This window comes from Thiothrix nivea DSM 5205 (assembly GCF_000260135.1).
Lineage (GTDB): Bacteria > Pseudomonadota > Gammaproteobacteria > Thiotrichales > Thiotrichaceae > Thiothrix > Thiothrix nivea.
The window spans coordinates 3746581-3765158 of the sequence record NZ_JH651384.1; the positions used below are offsets into that span (position 1 = coordinate 3746581).

At 52.7% G+C, this 18578-nt stretch carries 20 protein-coding genes; 14 read left to right on the forward strand and 6 right to left on the reverse strand.

Annotation, left to right across the window (positions count from 1 at the left end; translation table 11 throughout):
* The first annotated feature begins 144 nt into the window (after positions 1-144).
* Complete coding sequence (locus THINI_RS18645) at positions 145-1437, forward strand: OmpP1/FadL family transporter (RefSeq protein ID WP_002710079.1); 1293 nt, start codon at positions 145-147, stop codon at positions 1435-1437.
* 304 nt (positions 1438-1741) lie between these two features.
* Positions 1742-2176 carry a hypothetical protein gene (locus THINI_RS18650; RefSeq protein ID WP_002710080.1) on the forward strand — a complete coding sequence of 145 codons (435 nt, stop codon included), beginning with the start codon at positions 1742-1744 and terminating at the stop codon, positions 2174-2176.
* Between the two features lie 17 nt (positions 2177-2193).
* Here the strand turns inward: THINI_RS18650 and THINI_RS18655 are convergent, their stop codons facing one another.
* Positions 2194-3417, reverse strand: coding sequence for an AfsR/SARP family transcriptional regulator (locus THINI_RS18655; RefSeq protein WP_002710081.1), 1224 nt, complete (start codon positions 3415-3417; stop codon positions 2194-2196).
* A gap of 112 nt (positions 3418-3529) precedes the next feature.
* Between THINI_RS18655 and THINI_RS18660 the strand changes: the two genes are divergently transcribed.
* From THINI_RS18660 to THINI_RS18690, 7 genes are all read left to right on the forward strand, one after another.
* Positions 3530-3724 (forward strand): hypothetical protein, encoded by a 195-nt coding sequence (locus THINI_RS18660; protein WP_002710082.1) that lies wholly within the window; start codon positions 3530-3532, stop codon positions 3722-3724.
* 159 nt (positions 3725-3883) lie between these two features.
* A complete protein-coding gene (locus THINI_RS18665; RefSeq protein WP_002710083.1) occupies positions 3884-4540 on the forward strand; it encodes a pseudouridine synthase in 657 nt (218 codons plus the stop codon).
* A gap of 118 nt (positions 4541-4658) precedes the next feature.
* Positions 4659-5306, forward strand: a complete 648-nt coding sequence (locus THINI_RS18670; protein ID WP_002710084.1) for a YiaD family glycine zipper/OmpA-like lipoprotein — start codon at positions 4659-4661, stop codon at positions 5304-5306.
* A gap of 95 nt (positions 5307-5401) precedes the next feature.
* A complete protein-coding gene (locus tag THINI_RS18675) occupies positions 5402-5950 on the forward strand; it encodes a CDP-alcohol phosphatidyltransferase family protein (RefSeq protein ID WP_211206995.1) in 549 nt (182 codons plus the stop codon).
* Positions 5947-7062, forward strand: coding sequence for an AI-2E family transporter (locus THINI_RS18680; RefSeq protein ID WP_002710086.1), 1116 nt, complete (start codon positions 5947-5949; stop codon positions 7060-7062). The genes THINI_RS18675 and THINI_RS18680 overlap by 4 nt, the downstream gene beginning before the upstream one ends.
* Positions 7059-7775: a DnaA regulatory inactivator Hda gene (gene hda / locus THINI_RS18685; protein WP_002710087.1), complete on the forward strand. Its 717-nt coding sequence runs from the start codon at positions 7059-7061 to the stop codon at positions 7773-7775. The genes THINI_RS18680 and hda overlap by 4 nt, the downstream gene beginning before the upstream one ends.
* 30 nt (positions 7776-7805) lie before the next feature.
* A complete protein-coding gene (locus THINI_RS18690; protein WP_002710088.1) occupies positions 7806-8489 on the forward strand; it encodes a DUF533 domain-containing protein in 684 nt (227 codons plus the stop codon).
* Between the two features lie 49 nt (positions 8490-8538).
* Here THINI_RS18690 and THINI_RS18695 read toward each other — a convergent pair whose 3' ends face one another.
* The 4 genes from THINI_RS18695 to THINI_RS18710 all read right to left on the reverse strand — a co-directional run bounded on the left by THINI_RS18695 (position 8539) and on the right by THINI_RS18710 (position 12237).
* Entirely contained in the window at positions 8539-8718 is a 180-nt protein-coding gene (locus THINI_RS18695) for a PA3496 family putative envelope integrity protein (protein WP_002710089.1), read from the reverse strand.
* Positions 8719-8964: 246 nt separating this feature from the next.
* Positions 8965-11232, reverse strand: a complete 2268-nt coding sequence (dsbD, locus tag THINI_RS18700; RefSeq protein ID WP_002710090.1) for a protein-disulfide reductase DsbD — start codon at positions 11230-11232, stop codon at positions 8965-8967.
* A complete protein-coding gene (gene cutA, locus THINI_RS18705) occupies positions 11229-11528 on the reverse strand; it encodes a divalent-cation tolerance protein CutA (protein WP_211206996.1) in 300 nt (99 codons plus the stop codon). Before cutA ends, dsbD begins: the two co-directional genes overlap by 4 nt.
* Positions 11529-11850: 322 nt before the next feature.
* Positions 11851-12237, reverse strand: coding sequence for an H-NS histone family protein (locus tag THINI_RS18710; protein ID WP_245536645.1), 387 nt, complete (start codon positions 12235-12237; stop codon positions 11851-11853).
* A 311-nt stretch (positions 12238-12548) separates the two neighbouring features.
* Here THINI_RS18710 and THINI_RS18715 point away from each other — a divergent pair, with 311 nt between their 5' ends.
* On the forward strand, positions 12549-13238 hold the full coding sequence (locus THINI_RS18715; protein ID WP_169314646.1) for a PAS domain-containing protein: 690 nt from the start codon (positions 12549-12551) through the stop codon (positions 13236-13238).
* Between the two features lie 9 nt (positions 13239-13247).
* Here the strand turns inward: THINI_RS18715 and tnpC are convergent, their stop codons facing one another.
* Positions 13248-14666 (reverse strand): IS66 family transposase, encoded by a 1419-nt coding sequence (tnpC, locus tag THINI_RS18720; RefSeq protein WP_002707930.1) that lies wholly within the window; start codon positions 14664-14666, stop codon positions 13248-13250.
* A gap of 29 nt (positions 14667-14695) precedes the next feature.
* Between tnpC and THINI_RS18725 the strand changes: the two genes are divergently transcribed.
* From THINI_RS18725 to groL, 4 genes are all read left to right on the forward strand, one after another.
* Positions 14696-15919, forward strand: coding sequence for a putative bifunctional diguanylate cyclase/phosphodiesterase (locus THINI_RS18725; RefSeq protein ID WP_081485888.1), 1224 nt, complete (start codon positions 14696-14698; stop codon positions 15917-15919).
* A 72-nt stretch (positions 15920-15991) separates the two neighbouring features.
* Complete coding sequence (locus tag THINI_RS18730; RefSeq protein WP_002710093.1) at positions 15992-16456, forward strand: FxsA family protein; 465 nt, start codon at positions 15992-15994, stop codon at positions 16454-16456.
* Between the two features lie 141 nt (positions 16457-16597).
* Positions 16598-16888, forward strand: coding sequence for a co-chaperone GroES (gene groES, locus THINI_RS18735; protein ID WP_002710094.1), 291 nt, complete (start codon positions 16598-16600; stop codon positions 16886-16888).
* Between the two features lie 51 nt (positions 16889-16939).
* The gene (groL, locus tag THINI_RS18740; RefSeq protein ID WP_002710095.1) at positions 16940-18577 is read left to right on the forward strand and encodes a chaperonin GroEL; all 1638 of its coding nucleotides are present in this window, start codon (positions 16940-16942) and stop codon (positions 18575-18577) included.
* Position 18578 lies beyond the last annotated feature (1 nt).

Here is an 18578-nt window from a genome sequence, read left to right on the forward strand (position 1 = left end):
TCGGTTTACAATCTATATCGGAATATTCTAATAAACCATTGTTCTGCTTAATAATAAGCATTTGACAGCTCAATACTCCTCTGTCACTATTTCGCAACAAAGTATTGAGAATTCGCAAAATATATAATGGAGGAGTGATTAATCATGTTCAGAAAGACTATCCTGGCATCGTCGGTTTTGTTGGCAATTGCCGCACAGCCCGCGCTTGCAACCAACGGTATGGCTCCAACTGGTTTAGGCCAGACCCATAAGGCCATGGGGGGCGCTGCCGCAGGTTATGCTGCCAACACCATGAGCATGGCGACCAACCCTGCATCTGCCTCCTTCGTCGAGGATGGTTATGATGTTGCTTTGGAGGTGTTCAAGCCCAATCGCACCGCTACCCTGAAAGCACCATTTTCTCCTACAGGTTCTGCCCAGGTTGCTGATGGTAACGGCGATGAAATGTTCCTGATTCCAGAAGCGGGTTACAAGCGGGATATGAAGGGTGGCCTGTCTGTCGGTATTACTGCTTATGGCAATGGCGGGATGAACACTGCCTATGATAATGGCGTCCCGTTTGGGCCAGGTTCTTTTGGCGGTTTGCCGGGTACACCGACAGGGATAGACCTTAAGCAGTTGTTTATTGCTCCTACGGCCAGTTACAGGATTAATGATAATGTGGCGGTTGGTGCTTCTGCCAATCTGGTTTACCAGCGGTTTGAAGCGGATGGTTTGGGCGCGTTTGGCCCTAATCCCCAGACCGGCAGCCCTGGCTTCAGTAGTGACCCGACCAGCCTGTTTGATAATGGCGGGGATAGTTCAACAGGGGTTGGTGCAACCGTCGGTATCCATGGCAAGGTAACCGACAAGTTGTCTGCGGGTCTTGCTTACCGATCCAAAGTTAGCATGAGCAAGTTTGAAAAGTACAAGGGTCTGTTCCCTGATGAGGGCGGTTTTGATGTTCCAGCCGCAACCACGGTCGGTATCGCTTATAAAGCCACTCCACAGACGACTATTGCGGCAGATGTTGAGCAAATTGAATACTCAAAAGCGCAGATGGGTAATTCCTCCCATATCCTGCTGCCATTCGGTTCCCCGGGGGGGCCAGGCTTTGGTTGGGATGACCAGACCGTTTACAAGCTGGGTGTCAAGCATCAGATGAACGATGGCCTTGCCTTGATGGCTGGTTATAACTATGGAAAAAACCCGATTTCTGCGGATGAAACCACGGTTAACGTATTAGCCCCGGGGATTACCGAGAAACATGTTTCCCTTGGTTTTGAGAAAAATCTGACGCCGAAGTCCAAACTGGTTGGCTCTTACATCCATGCCTTCAAGAAAACATTAGAGGGCGATTTGAATGCGCCAGTGTTGGGAGGCCAAGTTCCTGCGGGTGCGTATGATCTGGAAATGGATCAGGATGCCATTGGCCTTGGTTATAGTGTCGAGTTCTGATCAGCGTATTGGCTAATTAAAAAAGTGGGGAAATATTCCCCGCTTTTTGTTATAAATATGGGTTGGTTCCCCTATCGTATTGCCATTTCTGGCTGTATTTGCCTTAAAAATCCTGCAAGATCTTTTATTTTTTTTCTGTCCCTGTTAATCTAGCGCTATTACCTGCTGGAGTTAGTGTGTGCATCCAGCTGTGCGCGGCCTCTTTCCATAAAACCTTTCCTAATAATCTAAAACGCCGCGTTCAGTAAAGCAGGTTTTATAAACTCCCATAATTCTTTTCAAGTCTGGTCAGTTGAGGATGTAAATGAGTAAAAAGCCTTCGTCAGGAAGTTTTGATATTTTCCTGGGTATGGAGTATGTCGGAGGAAGAAGCAGTCTTTGTCTATCGTTTGGTGCCGGCCTGTTCAGGAAGCTGGGTTGGTCGTCTGGGGATTGGCTGGAGTTTGACACCAGTGAGCCAGGCAAAATCGCTTTCAAGCAGATTGAAGAGCCAGCAGAAACCGTATTCAATGCCAGGAAAATAAAGCTGCAATCCGGATTTTACAAAATCTGTTTTTATTCGGCTTTGTTCAAATGCCCTAAATCGGTAGAGCTGTCCAAGGAAAAAGCCTCTTTCAATGTTGATACTTGGACATTGACGCTGGAGATTCCTGAAGAATATCGGGTATCGCAGGAAGTTTTAAATCAGCCGCGTGCTTTAAGCGTGGATGATATTGCTTCAGCTTTCAGCAAGTTGTAAATCTGGGTATATTCGCCTTACAGGTCGATGGTTGTCAGGGGTGCACCCCGCATTGCGCCCCGCCATGCAGGGTCGAGTGGCTCCCCTTCCAGGCGAGAAGTCATGATCAATAGGGTGCTGCTGTTGCCGGTGGTGGAGATCAGATGGGCCAGTGATTTCAGGGTATCTGCTCCTGCCAGATGAATGTGTTCCACTATCAGCAAACAAAATGTGCCTGTTTTGGGCCAGCCAACCGGGGCAATGCCATGATCTGCGCCAGATGACGTAATTTTATGACGCTGGCAATTGAAGCCGCGCTTTTGGGCTGTAGCGAGGATTTTTTCCAGTAGGTCGTTTTTTTCGTGGGTATTGCCACCACGGATCAGGAAACTGTGCCCCAAGTGGTGACAAATAACGCCTTCCAGGGCGGTTTGCGCCAAGCACAAGATGCGTTTGCTATTGTCAGGTTTTTCACCTGATGGGCTGTGTATGCATTGCTGCGTTGGGTTGGTTACGCTGGTAATGGCTAGATTGTGTTGTGCTGTATCCAGTTGTGCGAGCAAGGCTTCTGTTTCCGGCGAAGGGGATACGCCCAGCTCCTGTTCCAGCACGGTTTGGCAACGTTGATACCAAAGCAAGGCTGCGGCATGGTCGCCAATACCTGCATGAGCCTGCATCAGTGCCCGGTAGCCTGCTTCCTGTAACGGGTCTATTGCTACCAGCCGGGCAGCGTAGTGCAAACTGTGTTCGAAGTCCTTTTGTTTCAACAAGCTGGAAATGCGTTGCCGCAGGAGGGTGGCTACCCGCAGGCTGTATTCATTGCGGTAGGGTTCCAGCCAGTCGCTGAACATATCGGAACGGGGATTGCAGCCTTCCAGCAGTTCGCCCTGGTACAGGTTAATGGCCTGATCGTGGGCAGCCTCATCGTCCTGGGTCAGGGCAACGTTGAATGTTTGCACATCAATCGTCATCAATGCGCTATCCAGTAGCAGCCAGTCACGGGTAGCGCGCAAAACACCGAGTTCTTCCGGCAGGTAGCGGTGCAGATCCACCAGCGTTTGGCGCAAGCTGTGACGTGCCTGGGTTTCATCGCTGTCAGGCCATAACAGGCCAGCAATTTTTTCACGCGGGTGCTGGCGGTCGGGTGTCAGCGCCAGCCATGCCAGTAAGGCTTTGGCCTTGCGGGAGCTTGGGGTTAACGGCTGGCCTTGTGGGTCTGCCAGATGAAAACCACCAAATAGGGTTAGCTTGAATTTTTCCATGGGTATTGACTTGTTTGACCTTGGGTTGACGCTAGGTTGTTATCTTGCATCCAACGGTTAATGAATATTAGTTTTTCATAATTTTCTAAATTTGTAAAAAGAGGTGAATACCATGAACATGAAAAAAATGCGTGGGGTTGTTGATCCATTGACTCTTGGTTTCCTGCTCACCGTTGCAATCGGTGGTCTGGGTGCAGCCACTAACGCCAATATCAAGCAGGCTGAACAGGCGCAGGCCAACGTCCAGGTTCAACAGGCTTCTGTCCAACCCCAGGCGATGCCTGCGTTGGCAGCAGCGGGCAAGTAATCCATGCCGGGATGGAAAGCGGTGGCCAGCCCTAATCACAACAATGAAAGGCTGGCTCCGCTGTTTTAAATTCGCTATTTCCCGTATTTTTCTTGAGAAAGGATGGGTGCTTCTGTCAGGATGCGTGACAAGTAGAATCGCCAGTCTCAGGAAGGGTATTTGATCCAGTACAATCCACCAGCACATGACAGCCTGAAGATCCTTTACCGGGATGCTTCCTTGTTGGTAGTCGATAAGCCTGCGGGTTTGCTCTCCGTCCCGGGTCGTGGCGAAAGCAAGCAGGATTGCCTGCTAAGCCGTGTACAAGCCGAATTTCCCGATGCCTTGATTGTCCACCGGTTGGACATGGGTACGTCGGGCATTATGCTGTTGGCGTTTGGCAAGGCAATGGAGCGCGCCCTCAGCATCCTGTTCCAGACGCGCAATGTGCACAAGCGTTACGTGGCGTTGGTCACCGGGCAATTGCAACAGGCGTGCGGCGAAATCAACCTGCCACTGATGACCGACTGGCCAAACCGCCCACGTCAGATGGTGAGCCTTGAACAGGGCAAGCCTTCCCTCACCCGTTATCGCGTGCTTGACTATGATGTCAGCATGAATGCTTCCCGGGTGGAGCTGGAGCCTGTCACCGGGCGTTCCCACCAGTTACGGGTGCATTTGCAGGCGCTGGGGCATCCAATCTTGGGTGATGAGCTATACGCCAGCGCGGCGGTATGCGCCCAGTCCGTGCGTTTGTTGCTGCACGCAACATTCATTGAATTCCCACATCCTTTGACAAGTAGGCAAATAGCGGTTGAAAGTAAGGCTCCGTTTTAAAATGTCTGTTGTCATTTGAGACAGGTTTGCGTCAAAATCCGCACTGCTTTTCTGAACTCTGTGGGCTAACAGGTTTCTAACTACGTGACGATATACAACAATCATTGAGGTGTTCACTATGAAAATTTCCATGCGTACCCTGTTGATCAGTACCGTTTCTGCGGCAGTGCTGGCAGGCTGCGGCCCCAATGGGGAAATGACCCGCGCTGAACAGGGCGCTATCATCGGCGCGCTGGGTGGTGCTGTCGTCGGCAAGAATACCGGCGACAAGGATCGGGGTCACACCGTAGCCGGTGCTGTCGTCGGCGGTCTGGCCGGTGCGGCCATCGGTAACTATATGGATCAGCAGGAAGCCGCCCTGCGCCAGCAACTGCAAGGCACTGGCGTACAGGTTGAGCGTCAGGACAACAACATCATCCTGACCATGCCGGATGCAATTACCTTCGACTTTGGCCGTTCTGAAGTCAAGCCGCAGTTCTATGGCGTGCTGAACAATCTGGCGACCACCCTGAACCAGTTCCCGGAAACCCGCATCCAGATTGCCGGCCATACCGATGCTATCGGCAGTGATGCGTCCAACCTGACCCTTTCCCAGCAACGCGCCAACAGTGTGCGCGGTTATCTGGCAGGTGCAGGTGTGGCCCAGCAGCGTATGCAGGCAGTGGGTTACGGCGAAAGCCGCCCGGTTGCGGATAACAGTACCGATGCGGGCCGTGCACAAAACCGCCGGGTAGAAATTACCCTGATTCCGGTTCAGCAACAATAACCCCGCAATAGTCGGAAATCCGGCTTCTGCACTATAATCCGTTGTAGGATGAAGGCTCCATAAGGAGCCTTCCTTGTATAAAAATGGATGGTAACGTGCGGGAACAAATTCCAAACATCATCACAGTTATCCGTATCCTTTCTATAGCGCCGATTTGCTGGCTGCTGTGGCAGGGGTCTTATGCGCTGGCGCTGGCATTGTTGGTGGTGGCGGGCTTGTCCGATGCGCTGGACGGTTTTCTGGCGCGCCGCTACGGCTGGTTCACACGGCTGGGGGCAATACTCGACCCGGTGGCGGACAAACTGTTTGTGGTGTCAGTGTTCATTGTATTCGGCTTGAAAGGTAGTCTGCCATGGTGGCTGGTTGCGCTGGTTATCGGGCGTGATGTGGTGATCGTGCTGGGTGCGCTTGCCTACCGGCTGGTAACGGGTACGCTGGATATGCGGCCATTGCTCATCAGCAAGCTGAATACCGGTTTACAGATTTTCCTGCTGGCGACGACCTTGCTAAGTATGGCATTGCATCCATTGCCGGGTTGGTTCAATCAGGGCTTGCAATGGTTGGTGGCGGTCACGACCGTGCTGAGCGGCATTGCTTATGTCTTGTTGTGGAGCCGTTATACGATTAACAGGAGTCATGCATGATACTGGAAAGCGGGCGTTGGTTCTGGTTGACCGTGGGTGTTATCAGTGTTGCCTTGCTGGTGCTGCTGTCCCCCATCCTGACCCCCTTTTTAGTGGGCGCGTTTCTGGCCTATCTGGGGGATCCGCTGGTTGACCGGCTGGAAGGGTGGAAGCTTTCCCGTACCCTGTCAGTCACAACCGTGTTTGTGGCTATCTTCTTGCTGGTGCTGCTGTTTTTCCTGTTTCTGGTGCCGGTGCTGGAAACCCAGGTGAAACTGTTCATCAGTACAGTTCCCCGTTATCTCGACTGGGGCGTGAACATGCTGGGGCCTTACCTGAACGAAAATTTTGGTGTTGATCCTAGCGTGCTGGAGATGGATAGGCTCAAGGGCGTCATCGCTTCGCACTGGAAAGAGACGGGTGGCTTTATCCGCAATGCCATCCAGACCATTTCCAAATCAGGTTTTGTCGTTTTGGGGTGGGTAGCAAACCTGGCGCTGATCCCGATTATTACCTTTTACCTGCTGCGCGACTGGGATCGGATGGTGGCGTATATCGACGACCTGTTGCCACGTTCGATCGAGCCGTTGGTGGCGAAACTGGCGCGCGAATCGGATGATGTGCTGGGCGCTTTCCTGCGCGGGCAATTGCTGGTCATGATGGCGCTGGCGTGTATTTATGCTCTAGGCTTGTGGCTGGTGGGGCTGGAATTTGCCCTGCTGATTGGGTTGATTGCCGGGCTGGTCAGTTTTGTGCCTTACCTCGGCCTGATTGTCGGGGTTGGGGTTGCCGGGGTTGCCATCCTGTTCCAGACACAGGATGTTTTCAACCTGTTCTGGGTGTTTGCCGTGTTTGGCGTAGCGCAGGTAATCGAAGGCACGGTGCTGACGCCGCTGCTGGTGGGGGAGCGTATCGGTTTGCATCCGGTCACCGTCATTTTTGCCGTGCTGGCAGGTGGGCAACTGTTCGGTTTCTTTGGAGTATTATTGGCCTTGCCGGTAGCGGCAGTGTTGGCGGTAATCATGCGCCATGTCCATGAAACCTATAAGCAGAGCCAGATTTACGGCATTGAGACACCTGAAATGCCGCCAGCCATTGAACTGGACGACAGCGAGGAAAAAAGCCGGGGATGACGCAGCAACTGACATTGAACGTCGGGATGCGGGAAGGGCACCGTTTCAGCTCTTTTTTTGTTACGCCCGAAAATGCTGAACTGCTGGGAATCCTCAAGCAGGGGTTTGGGCAGTATTTCCCCCAATTATTTCTGTGGGGCGAGACGGAGGCAGGCAAATCCCACCTGTTACAGGCATATTGCGAGCAGTATTATCAGCAGGGTCTGCTAGCCGCCTATTTGCCACTGAAAAGTTGTATGCACTACGGCCTCAGGGTGTTGGGGGGAATTGAAAACAAGCATCTGGTCGCCATTGATGAACTGGATGCTGTGATCGGTCAGCGCGATTGGGAACTGGCGTTGATGAACCTGATCAATAATTGCCGCGCCAGTGATCGTCCCTTGCTCATGGCAGCGCGTATCAACCCCCGCCAAATGCACTGTGCTTTACCGGATTTTGCCTCACGTTTATTGTGGGGGGCTGATTATCGTGTCCACCCGGTACAGGGTGGGCAGTGCTTTCAGGCAATGGCCTGGCGCGCCCATCAGCGTGGTTTTGATTTGCCGGAACACGTCATGAAATATATAAAGCGGCATTTCCCAGCTGACATGCCAACGCTCATGGCTGTACTGGATCGGCTGGATAAGGCCAGCCTGACTAGAGGGCGGAGAATTACCCGGGAGTTCATCCGGGAAGTCATGCAGGATTTCAATCCTGTGCCACACTTGACATAACCCATTATCATCAAAACAAGGAGATTAATCATGGATATGCATAGTTTTCTCAACCAGTTACTGCAATCCGGTAAGGATATGGCGCAAAAAGGCCAGGACATGGCGGAACAGAAACTGGGTATTCCGGCAGAAGGCGTTGAGCGCGACCAGATGTTATCCGGCCTGAAAACGGGTGCGGCAGCGGCAGGCGTACTGGCGTTGTTGCTGGGCACTGGGGCAGGCCGCCGGGTAACGGGCGCTGCGGTCAAGGTTGGTAGTCTGGCTGCATTAGGTGGCTTGGCCTACCAGATGTACCGACAATGGGAAACAGGTGGCACCGCTGCCAGTGGCACGGCACAAGCCGGTGAGCCTGCCATGCTGGAAGCGCCAGCACCCAAAGCCAGCACGGAAGCCTTGATGAAAGCCATGATTGCCGCAGCCAAGGCGGATGGCCATGTGGATTCCGGTGAACTGGAGAAGATCCGCCAACAACTGGCAGAAGTGGATCTGGATGGCAACGTCAATGACATGATCATGGAAGAGCTTGCCCAGCCGCGCAGCGCTACCGACATTGCCGCACTGGCAAACAATGATATTGCTGTGGCTACCGAACTCTACTTGGTGTCAGCAGCGATTATTGATGATGCCAATGACGCAGAAAAAGCCTGGCTGACTGATTTGCGGGCTGCACTGCAACTGCCAGAAACGATCGATAGCAATATTCAATCATTGTAAAAGCTTTGTGCCCTTGGTTTTTTCCCTGATGGGATAAAGAGCCAGGGGCTTAATCTTCTTCGAACACATCTTTCAGGCGGCGTGCTAGCGCTTTGCGCTCCAGATAATCCTCCAGATTTCGTCTGACAACATGAGGTTTTACCTTTTTGCCATCTGTTGTGGGTGTGGTTTTCTCAAAGCTGAAGAGTTCGTCTTCCTGGTCAATCTCGAATTCTTTATTATCACGCATGGTTTTAACTCCTGTTCCCGTTATGCACGGTAAATCCCAGAACTGAAGTGTTTTGATACGCTTTGTGGTTCTGCCGCAAGCCAGTTTCGGGTTTGCGTTTGCAGTATAAAAAATATAGCTGAACTTGTGCTGATCAAGTCCTGTCAGCCAGTAAATTTTTCAACAGGTGGAATCTGGCTGATGGGTGGCAGGATAGGTGAACGAGTCACTGATGTCACCTATCCTCTATGACAATGTTATGAAGGTTTAGTGGACATTTTGCTGGAAGCGTTGGATACGCCCGAGGAAAGCTTCAGGTGCTTCATACCCTGCCAAACGGACTTCCTTGATTTCTTCCCCATTGGGTTTGAAAAACAGGACTTGTGGTGGGCCAAACAGGCCGAAGTGTTTGTTTAAGGCTTGATCCTGCCCATCATCAGCAGTTACATCCGCTTGTAATAACAGGGTGTTGCCATTGCCAAGGGCGGTAACGACAGCAGGGTTCTTGAAGGTTTTGTGTTCCAGTTCCTTACAGGCAATGCACCAGTCGGCGTAAAAGTCGAGCATCACCGGCTTGTTTTGCGCCTTGGCTTGTTCCAGTGCCTGTTGCAGACCATCCAGCCCCTTGATACGCTGGAAACTTAGGCGCGGTTCAGCCGCGGTTGCTGCATTGGCGTAGCCTCCGCCAAAGATGCCCTTGAGTGGTTGTAGCAGGTTGCTGCTGCCCGCAGCGACGCCAAACAGGATCATGCCGCCATAGAACAGCATGATCAGGCCGAGGCTTTTCCAGAAGCGCCCCCAACCGCCTGATTCATCATCGACCCGTTCCAGTGCGCCCATGTAGATGCCGGAACTCACTAGCAGGATGCCGGTCAAGGCCATGGTGACCTCCGCCGCTACAATGCGGTTGAGCATCCAGATGGCCAGCCCCAGCATCATGATGCCGAAAATGGCTTTGGTGGTGTCCATCCATGCGCCCGCACGCGGCAGCAGGCGGCCAGCGGAGGTGCCTATCATCAGGATGGGCAGTCCCATGCCGAGGCCGAGGGTAAATAATGACAGGCCGCCAAGAATAGCGTCGCGTGTCTGGGCAATGTAAACCAGAGCACCTATCAGTGGTGCGGTAACGCAGGGGCCAACGATCAGGGCAGAGAGAATCCCCATAATGCCAGCGCCGATAAAGCTGCCGCCTTGCTGACGGTTACTGATTTCGGTCAGGCGGCTCTGGATGCTGGTTGGCATTTGCAGGTCGTAAAAACCAAACATGGAGAACGCCAGCAACACAAACAACCCGGCAAAGCCGCCAATAATCCACGGATTCTGGAACATGATCTGAAGGTTGGAGCCGCTCAGCCCAGCGATGACGCCGACAATGGCGTAGGTCAAGGCCATCGGCAGCACGTAGGAAAGGGAGAGCAGGAATGCCTTGCGCGGTGACAAATCAGAGGCTGACCCGGCAATAATGCCAGACAGGATCGGGATCATCGGGAAAACGCAGGGGGTGAACGCCAGCCCCAATCCAGCCAAGAAGAAGAACAGCAGAATGCTTAAATAACTGTCATCCCGCATCCGCATGGTGATAGCGTCCTCGGGAGAAGTTGGGCTATTGGCGGTAGCGCTGGCGCTGTCATCCTGTTCACGGGGCGGGGCGTCCGCTAGCCCGGCAAGGGAGAGTTCAGTGGCCTTTTTTACTGGGGGGTAACAAATGCCGGTGCTGTCTGAACAGCCCTGGTACTCGGTTTCCACCACCAGTTTTTGCAGGCCGGTTGAATCAATAATAGGGACTTCGACATCAATATCCTGCCCATAGACTTCGATTTTACCGAAATACTCATCTTCGACCTGCTCACCCTGGGGGAAAATGGGGGAACCCAGCTGGACACCTTGAGGCTCCTTGACATTAAAGCGGATTTTGGGGCGGTATAGGTGATGGTCAGGCTGGATGACCCAATGCGCCTTGAGCGTGCCTTTGTCCACTGCCACCAGATCAAAGCTGAAAGCTTGTTCCACTGGCAACGCACCGCCGCTCTTGCCGCTTTTTTGGATGACATCCAGCAGGGCGTTAGGTTTGCCTTTTTCAGGCTTCTTGGCATTGTCAGCAGCTGCCAGTGTCAGGCTGGCCGTTTTGCGTTGGGGGGCGTAACAAAGGCCAGCATCAGCGCACCCCTGGAACTTGACCTTGAGGGCCATTTCCACCGCTTCGCCAATGGTCTGACCACGTCCGACGGGAATCTCTACATCAACCTTATGGTGGAAGACTTCAATGGTGCCAAAGTTAGGGTCGTTCTTGCTGTCGCCTTTGGGGAAGCTGGGGTCGGCCAGCGTCAGCCCTGTATTTTCAGTCTCAAAACCGAAGCGGTCGCGGTATAGGTAATAACCGTCTGCTATATCCCAGGTGGCTTTAATCTTGTCAGGTGTAACGGCCTCGGCCTTGAATTTGAAGGCTTCGTCAGGCGGCAATAAGTCTTCCTGCTTGAGTGCATGAGCTTGTAGCGAAGCAACAAGCAATAGCAGGAAGCAGAGCAGTTTTCTCATTCTTGGGTACTCTCTTCAATCCATCCTAAGTAGTCTGGTAAACCGTGGCTGATGCCAGTCGCAATGATTTCTGGCAATTGGTAAGGGTGATGGGCGCGTATCAGGGTCTCGACCTGTGCGTAGCAAGCCTGTCGGGTTTTGATCAGCAACAGGTATTCGCTGTCTTCACAGACTTCACCTTTCCATTGATAAATCGAAGTCATGGGTGGCATGACATTGATACAGGCGGCAAGTTTTTCCTCCAGTAACTTGTGTGCGAGGGATCGGGCGGTATCCTGATCCGGCAAGCTTGTCATTATAAGCAGACAATCCGTCATTCTTTAGAGTCGTTTACCTAGATTCGGGTAATAGTAGAGTAAATGAGGGGGATCGGCAAAACATCTTCGCTTCCTTTTGCGGTGTAGGGTGTTTTTGCTTCTTGGTAAACGGGAAGTCGTTGAAAAAAAGGAATTTACAGTGTCTTTTGCGCAACAGTCGTGGTTTCTTTGCAACAGGCTGGGGGTGTTCTGAAAAGGGCGATACAGGGAGGCTGGGAGATAAAAAACTTATAGCTGAGGCATGGGGGGAGGGATAAAAGGAAGCCTGTTTAAATCAAGCTTCCTTAAACCTGTATGTGAGTTAAATCAGGCATTCATCCAAGCTATGGCCAGAGCCGACCCACTCTTCCACCCAGCCAGGCTTTCTGCCGCGGCCACTCCAGGTTTGTTCCGGGCTATTCGGGTTTTTGTATTTGGGTTTAATCACCCGTTTTTTACCTGAGCGCGCTTGCATGACTTCATCCAGGGTAAAACCAGCTTCTTCCACCATTTCTTCAATGGTTTGGCGCAGGCTTAATAATTCAGTATCACGGCGGTTGGCTATTGCGCTGTCAATGCTGCCCTTTAGTTTTTCAAGTTCGGCGACGCTGAGGCTGGAAATATCAACTGACATAAATAACACCTTTCCTTTTGCATTATGATGAAAAAATATTTTCGGTATATTCCTTTTCTTTAAGGCTAAAGTCAAGTATGGATTAATAAAATTAAAGGCTCCAGATTAAAAATATAAGGGAGGGCACAATTTTTTTAGTTTTGTCACTGGTGTGTTTTCAGGTAAACACCCCACCTTCCCTGATGATTTTTTATCAGACAGGCGGGTGTAGCAGGAAGCGGGCTGATTCTATATACTGAACCCCAATATCTAATCATAACTATTACATTAATAACACATTTCAGGGGGATTTGATGCGCTTGGCCGTTCCAATCCTGTCATTGGCCGGATTAGTGGTTATCTCCACTTGGGCAGTACTCAACAGGCAAACCGATAGTAGTATGCTCATGGCAACCAGTCTGTCGCTGGTGACAGAATTCATGCCTTATTTGATGCTGCTCATATTGGCCGCGCAGGTAACACTGGTGTATCTGCAACTTCGCCCCCGTGCGCTTGCGAACCGTACTGCCCTAGTTGAAGCAGGCGAAATCAGCATGGAAAAGCCGGACACTGCCCCTGAACAAATGAATACTGAGTGGGTGTTGGATGCGCTGGCTGGCGGTGTGATTGTGACAGATCAGCAGGGTAAAATCACTTATATGAACAGCAGCGCGGAAAAGCTGACGCTTTGGCAGCGTGACAAGGTGTTGGGTGAGCATATCGGTAAAATCCTCAAACTGGAAGACATGCAGGGTAATCCGCTGGGGGAACGCGCTTTTGAGGCCAATCGCGCCCATCCCGGGCATCCCTTGCAGTTTGGGCAGGTTAAACTGATTCCACGGGTAGGTGATTTCCGTTTTGTGGAATTAAATACAACCTGCATCTTGGAGAACTGTAAAGCTGTGGTTTTCATTTTTCGTGATGTGACTTCTGACCGGAAAATCATTAATCGTCTGTACCGTCAGGCTTCCCATGATGCGTTGACTGATCTGATGAACCGCACCAGTTTTGAGCAGTATGTAGAACAGTTGGCGCATGATACTTCCAGTCTTACCCGTACCCATGTTTTGGCCAGCGTGGATCTGGATAATTTGTAACTACTCAGTCTATGCCAAAACCGATCTGAGGGACTCAAACGGATTCCGTCCCTGCAGCTTGTTGGTTTCCCAAACGGAACGGATGACACAGAAGGCATCGGCACCACCGATAGCCCGGAATCCGCCCGCCACCTTGAGTTTGACTTTCACGGGGCGCACTGCCCGCTCGGCGAGGTTGTTGTCAAACGGCACGTCAAACCGCTGGATGAACAGCAACACCGAATCCTTGAAGTCGCGCAAGCGGCATAACAGGTTTCTGGCCGGGTGCTGCTTCGCTTTACCCTGTTTGGGGTGGGTTTTGGGCAGTTCAGGGAAGACCAGCAGGCCGTGGTTCACCCATTGGTCATAACGCTGCCCCAGTTCTGCCATCTGGTCAGGCGTCAGGGAGTCATGTTGTGCTGCCCTCGCTTGTGCCACGGCGGTTTTGGCATCAACCAGGACTTGTTTGAGCTGTGCAGGCCATTGGTGCCGGAGGGTTTCGTCAAAGTAGTTCAGCTCACGCAGCAGGTGTGCCCCACACAGGCCATGCACCACGTTGTCGAAGCGGAAGTAAGGTTTCCAGTGGTCATGCACGGCAACCCCGTTGAAGACAGGCAGGATACCGGCGGCGACCATGGCTTCCTGTCCCCGCTTGGCATGGGCGGTGTAGTACACCGCTTCCGGGGTGGCGGCCACATGCAGCCATTGGGTTTTGCCTTGGGCCCGGATACCGCTTTCATCAAAGTGTGCCACCGGGCTGGTGCTGATGGTTTGCCGGATGTCGCCGTAGGTGGCGGTGAGGCTGCCGCTGGCCTGGCTGACCCAGCGTTGCACACTGCCATCGGAAGGCTTGATGCCATATTGGTCAGATATGACCTCCGTTACCCGCGACAGCGAGATGAAATGCCCATGAACCAGGCCGACCGCATACGCTTTCAGGCGTGCCCCATAACTGATGTACGGGGGCAGTGATGCGGGGAATTCCCCTGCATGGGCTTTGCCACAACGGCAAGTGCTGATGATCTGGCGATATTCCGTCACCACGATTTGCGGGGCGGGGATGTCCCATTGCTGGCGGCGTTCAGCCACGGCCACAGCCGCTTCGGATAGCGGCAGGCCACAACCACAGTAGCCGACGGCACGGCAATCCTCAACGTAATCGGGCGATGGGTGCATGACAAGGCTATGCCCCTTGTGTCCCGGCTGGCCACCTTTGGGGCGTTGGCCTGCTTGACGGGGTTGGGCTGGTTGGCGCTTCAGCCCATCCGATGACGGCGGTTTGTGCGAATTCTTGCTGTTTTTGCCCAACTGCGCCTCCAGTTCAGCTACCCGGGTTGCCAGTGACGATAGCTGTTCTATCGTGTCAAACAGCGACAACACCAAATCCACCAGCTGGGCGTGGCTCAACTGCTGCAAATCTTCTCTCGTGGGGTGGATGAACTGGTTCATAAGGATAGCGTAGCTGATTTTTTAGGGAACTGAGTAGTTACGATAATTTCAAAATTATCAATGATACCTGTGGGCATTTGGCGGGTGATGAGCTATTGAAACATGTTGCGCACATATTCCGTCATGCAGTCCGCCGTTCTGACAAGGTGGCGCGTATTGGCGGCGATGAGTTCGCTGTTTTTCTGGAGGATTGCGGGCTGGAAAAAGGCCGCAATATTATGGAGTCTATCCTGACCGAGTTGCGGAATTTCCGTTTTAGCTGGGAAGGCAAAGTGTTTTCGGTAGGGGCGAGTATCGGCTTACTGGAATTTATGCCTGCGGCTAATGTCCAGATCAAGCAATTGTTTTCAGATGCGGACAAAGCCTGTTATACAGCCAAGGCACTGGGGCGCAATCAGGTGTTTATCCATGCTGAGGAAAAGCGTGAGGAAATGTCCAATCAGCGCGTACATGACTGGAGCAAATTGCTGAAAGATGCCATCCGCGAAGACCGTTTTATCCTGTTTGCCCAGCCGATTGTACCTTTGCGGCATGAGCAGGGCAGGTCGTTCCGCCAGTTTGAAGTCCTGTTGCGGTTGCCGTTCCGTCAGGCATTGCTGAACCCGGGCAGTTTTCTGCCGGTTGCCGACCGGCTCGACCTGATGACCAGTATCGACCGCTGGATTATCCGCAAAGCACTGGAAATGTTGGCAGGCTGCCGCTGTGATCCTGCCAGTGGCCAGTGCGTTGAAACCCGTCTGATGATTAACCTTTCCGCCCAGTCGGTGCAGGATGCGCGTCTGTTCCCCTATGTGGAGCAGCAAATCAAGCAATTCAATATTGAGCCGGGTACGATTTGTTTCGAGATTTCAGAATCCGTCGCCATCAGTAATTTTGTCCATGCAAAGCGGGTAATGAATGCCCTGCATGGCCTGGGTTGCCACGTGGTGTTGGATGACTTTGGCAGTGGTTTTTCCTCCCTCAGCTATCTGCGTGAATTGCCGTTGAGTTACCTGAAAATCGACGGCAATTTTGTCCACAACCTGGTTTCCAGCCCGGTGGATGCGGCCATGGTCAAGGCTGTACATGATGTCGGCCAGGTAATGAACTTACTGACCATCGCGGAACTGGTGGAAGACGCGGAAACCCTGCGGAACCTGCGCCAGATTGGCGTGGATTTCGCCCAGGGCTACTATTGCGGGCGACCTATCCCCTTGGTACAGCTTTGCCAACGCATCCAGAATGGCATGGCTATGGATACCAAAGCTGCCTGATTTCGCTATCGGTATTGAAAATACCGGATTCAGACCGATATATATCGTGTTATCGGTTTGAATGGAATTTTCATGCGCCCCCTACCTTTGTTTGGTGTCTTTTTCCTACTGCTCCCGTTTATTGAGATCTGGTTGTTGATTAAGGTAGGCAGTGCCATTGGCGCACTGCCCACCATCCTGCTGCTGATCCTGGCGGGTGTGGCAGGCGTCTTCCTGTTGCGCCATCAGGGCTTTGTCACCTTGACCCGTTTGCAGCGTAGCCTGAATGCAGGCGAGTTGCCGGCCCAAGCCATGCTGGAAGGGGCGCTGCTCGTACTGGCAGGCCTGCTGTTCCTGATCCCCGGCTTTTTCACTGACATACTGGGTTTGTTGCTGGTGTTGCCACCTACCCGTTATTTGTTGTTGAAAGTGCTGTTGAAGAGCAGCCTGACGGTTGTCGGCGATTACCAGCAGCATCCGGGGCAGAGGCGCAAACGGGGGGATATTGAGGGCGAAGTTGTCCGCCGCCAGGACGATGACGGGTCGTTTCTGCCTTGAAACAACAGGCTGATCCAAAAAAATTCATCAAGCTGCCCTTGACTTTGCCTAACCCGACCTTATTATTGGCACTCACTAGCCTAGAGTGCTAACAACAACCCGAATGTCCTAAATTACTTTTGGTTCGAGGAGACAATTCCAATGAATATCCGTCCTTTGCACGACCGCGTTGTAGTCCGTCGTATGGAAGAAGAGCGTAAAACTGCCAGTGGCATCATCATTCCTGACAGTGCGGCTGAAAAGCCGGATCGCGGCGAAGTGGTTGCCGTAGGCCCAGGCAAGATGACTGACAATGGCGAGCGTGCAGCCCTGCAAGTGAAAATTGGCGACAAGGTTCTGTTCGGCAAATACGCCGGCACTGCTGTCAAGATCGATGGCGAAGAAGTGCTGATCATGCGTGAAGAAGACCTGCTGGCTGTTATCGAAGGCTAAGCGGTAAATACATTTCCCTACCCGGACAAGATTTGAAAGAGGTTTAAGACAATGAGTGCTAAAGAAGTACGTTTTGGTGATGACGCCCGTTCCCGCATGGTGAAAGGCGTTAACGTTCTGGCTAATGCTGTAAAAGTTACCCTGGGGCCTAAAGGCCGTAACGTCGTGCTGGAAAAATCTTTCGGTGCGCCAACCGTTACCAAGGACGGTGTATCCGTCGCCAAGGAAATCGAACTGGAAGACAAGTTCGAGAACATGGGCGCGCAACTGGTGAAAGAAGTTTCTTCCAAAACTTCCGACGCTGCCGGTGACGGCACCACTACTGCGACCGTTCTGGCGCAGGCTATCGTCCGTGAAGGCATGAAAGCCGTTACCGCTGGCATGAACCCGATGGATCTAAAGCGCGGTATCGACAAGGCAGTCATCGCTGCGGTTGAGCAACTGCAAGCCATGTCCAAGCCTTGCGCAGACAACAACGCGATTGCCCAGGTTGGCACCATTTCTGCCAACTCTGACGAAGCTATCGGCAACATCATCGCCAACGCGATGGATAAAGTGGGCAAGGAAGGCGTCATTACCGTTGAAGAAGGTTCCGGCCTCGACAACGAACTCGACGTTGTGGAAGGTATGCAGTTTGACCGTGGCTACCTGTCCCCTTACTTTGTCAACAATCAGCAGAGTATGGCTGCCGAACTGGAAACCCCATACATCCTGCTGCACGACAAGAAAATTTCCAACATCCGCGAACTGCTGCCTGCGCTGGAAGGCGCTGCCAAGGCTGGCAAGCCGCTGATGATCATTGCTGAAGACATCGAAGGCGAAGCACTGGCGACTCTGGTTGTGAATAACATCCGTGGCATCGTGAAAGTGGCTGCTGTTAAAGCGCCTGGTTTCGGCGACCGTCGCAAAGCCATGCTGCAAGACATCGCGATCCTGACTGGCGGTACTGTCATTTCTGAAGAAGTCGGCATGAGCCTGGATCAAGTCACCCTCGACGATCTGGGTCAAGCCAAGCGCGTGGTCATCACCAAGGAAAACACCACCATCATCGACGGCGCTGGCGCTGCTGATGACATCAAGGGTCGTGTTGACCAAATCCGTGCACAGATCGAAACCACCACGTCCGACTACGACCGTGAAAAACTGCAAGAGCGCGTAGCCAAACTGGCTGGCGGTGTTGCAGTCATCAAGGTTGGCGCTGCCACCGAAGTCGAAATGAAGGAAAAGAAAGCCCGCGTTGAAGACGCCCTGCACGCAACCCGTGCTGCGGTGGAAGAAGGCGTAGTGCCTGGCGGTGGCGTTGCGCTGGTACGCGCCCTGCAATCCATCGGCGACCTGAAAGGCGACAACCACGATCAGGATATGGGCATCAAGATCGCCATGCGCGCGATGGAAGAGCCGCTGCGCCAGATCGTTGGCAACGCTGGCGAGTCTGCTGATGTTGTCCTGAACGCGGTGGAAGCTGGCGAAGGCAACTTCGGTTACAACGCCCGCACGTCCGAGTACGGCGACATGATCGCCATGGGTATCCTGGATCCTACCAAAGTTACCCGTACTGCCCTGCAAAACGCAGCGTCTGTTTCCGGCCTGATCATCACTACCGAAGCGATGGTGGCTGAACTGCCGAAGAAAGATGCAGCTCCAATGCCTGACATGAGCGGCATGGGTGGTATGGGCGGCATGATGTAAG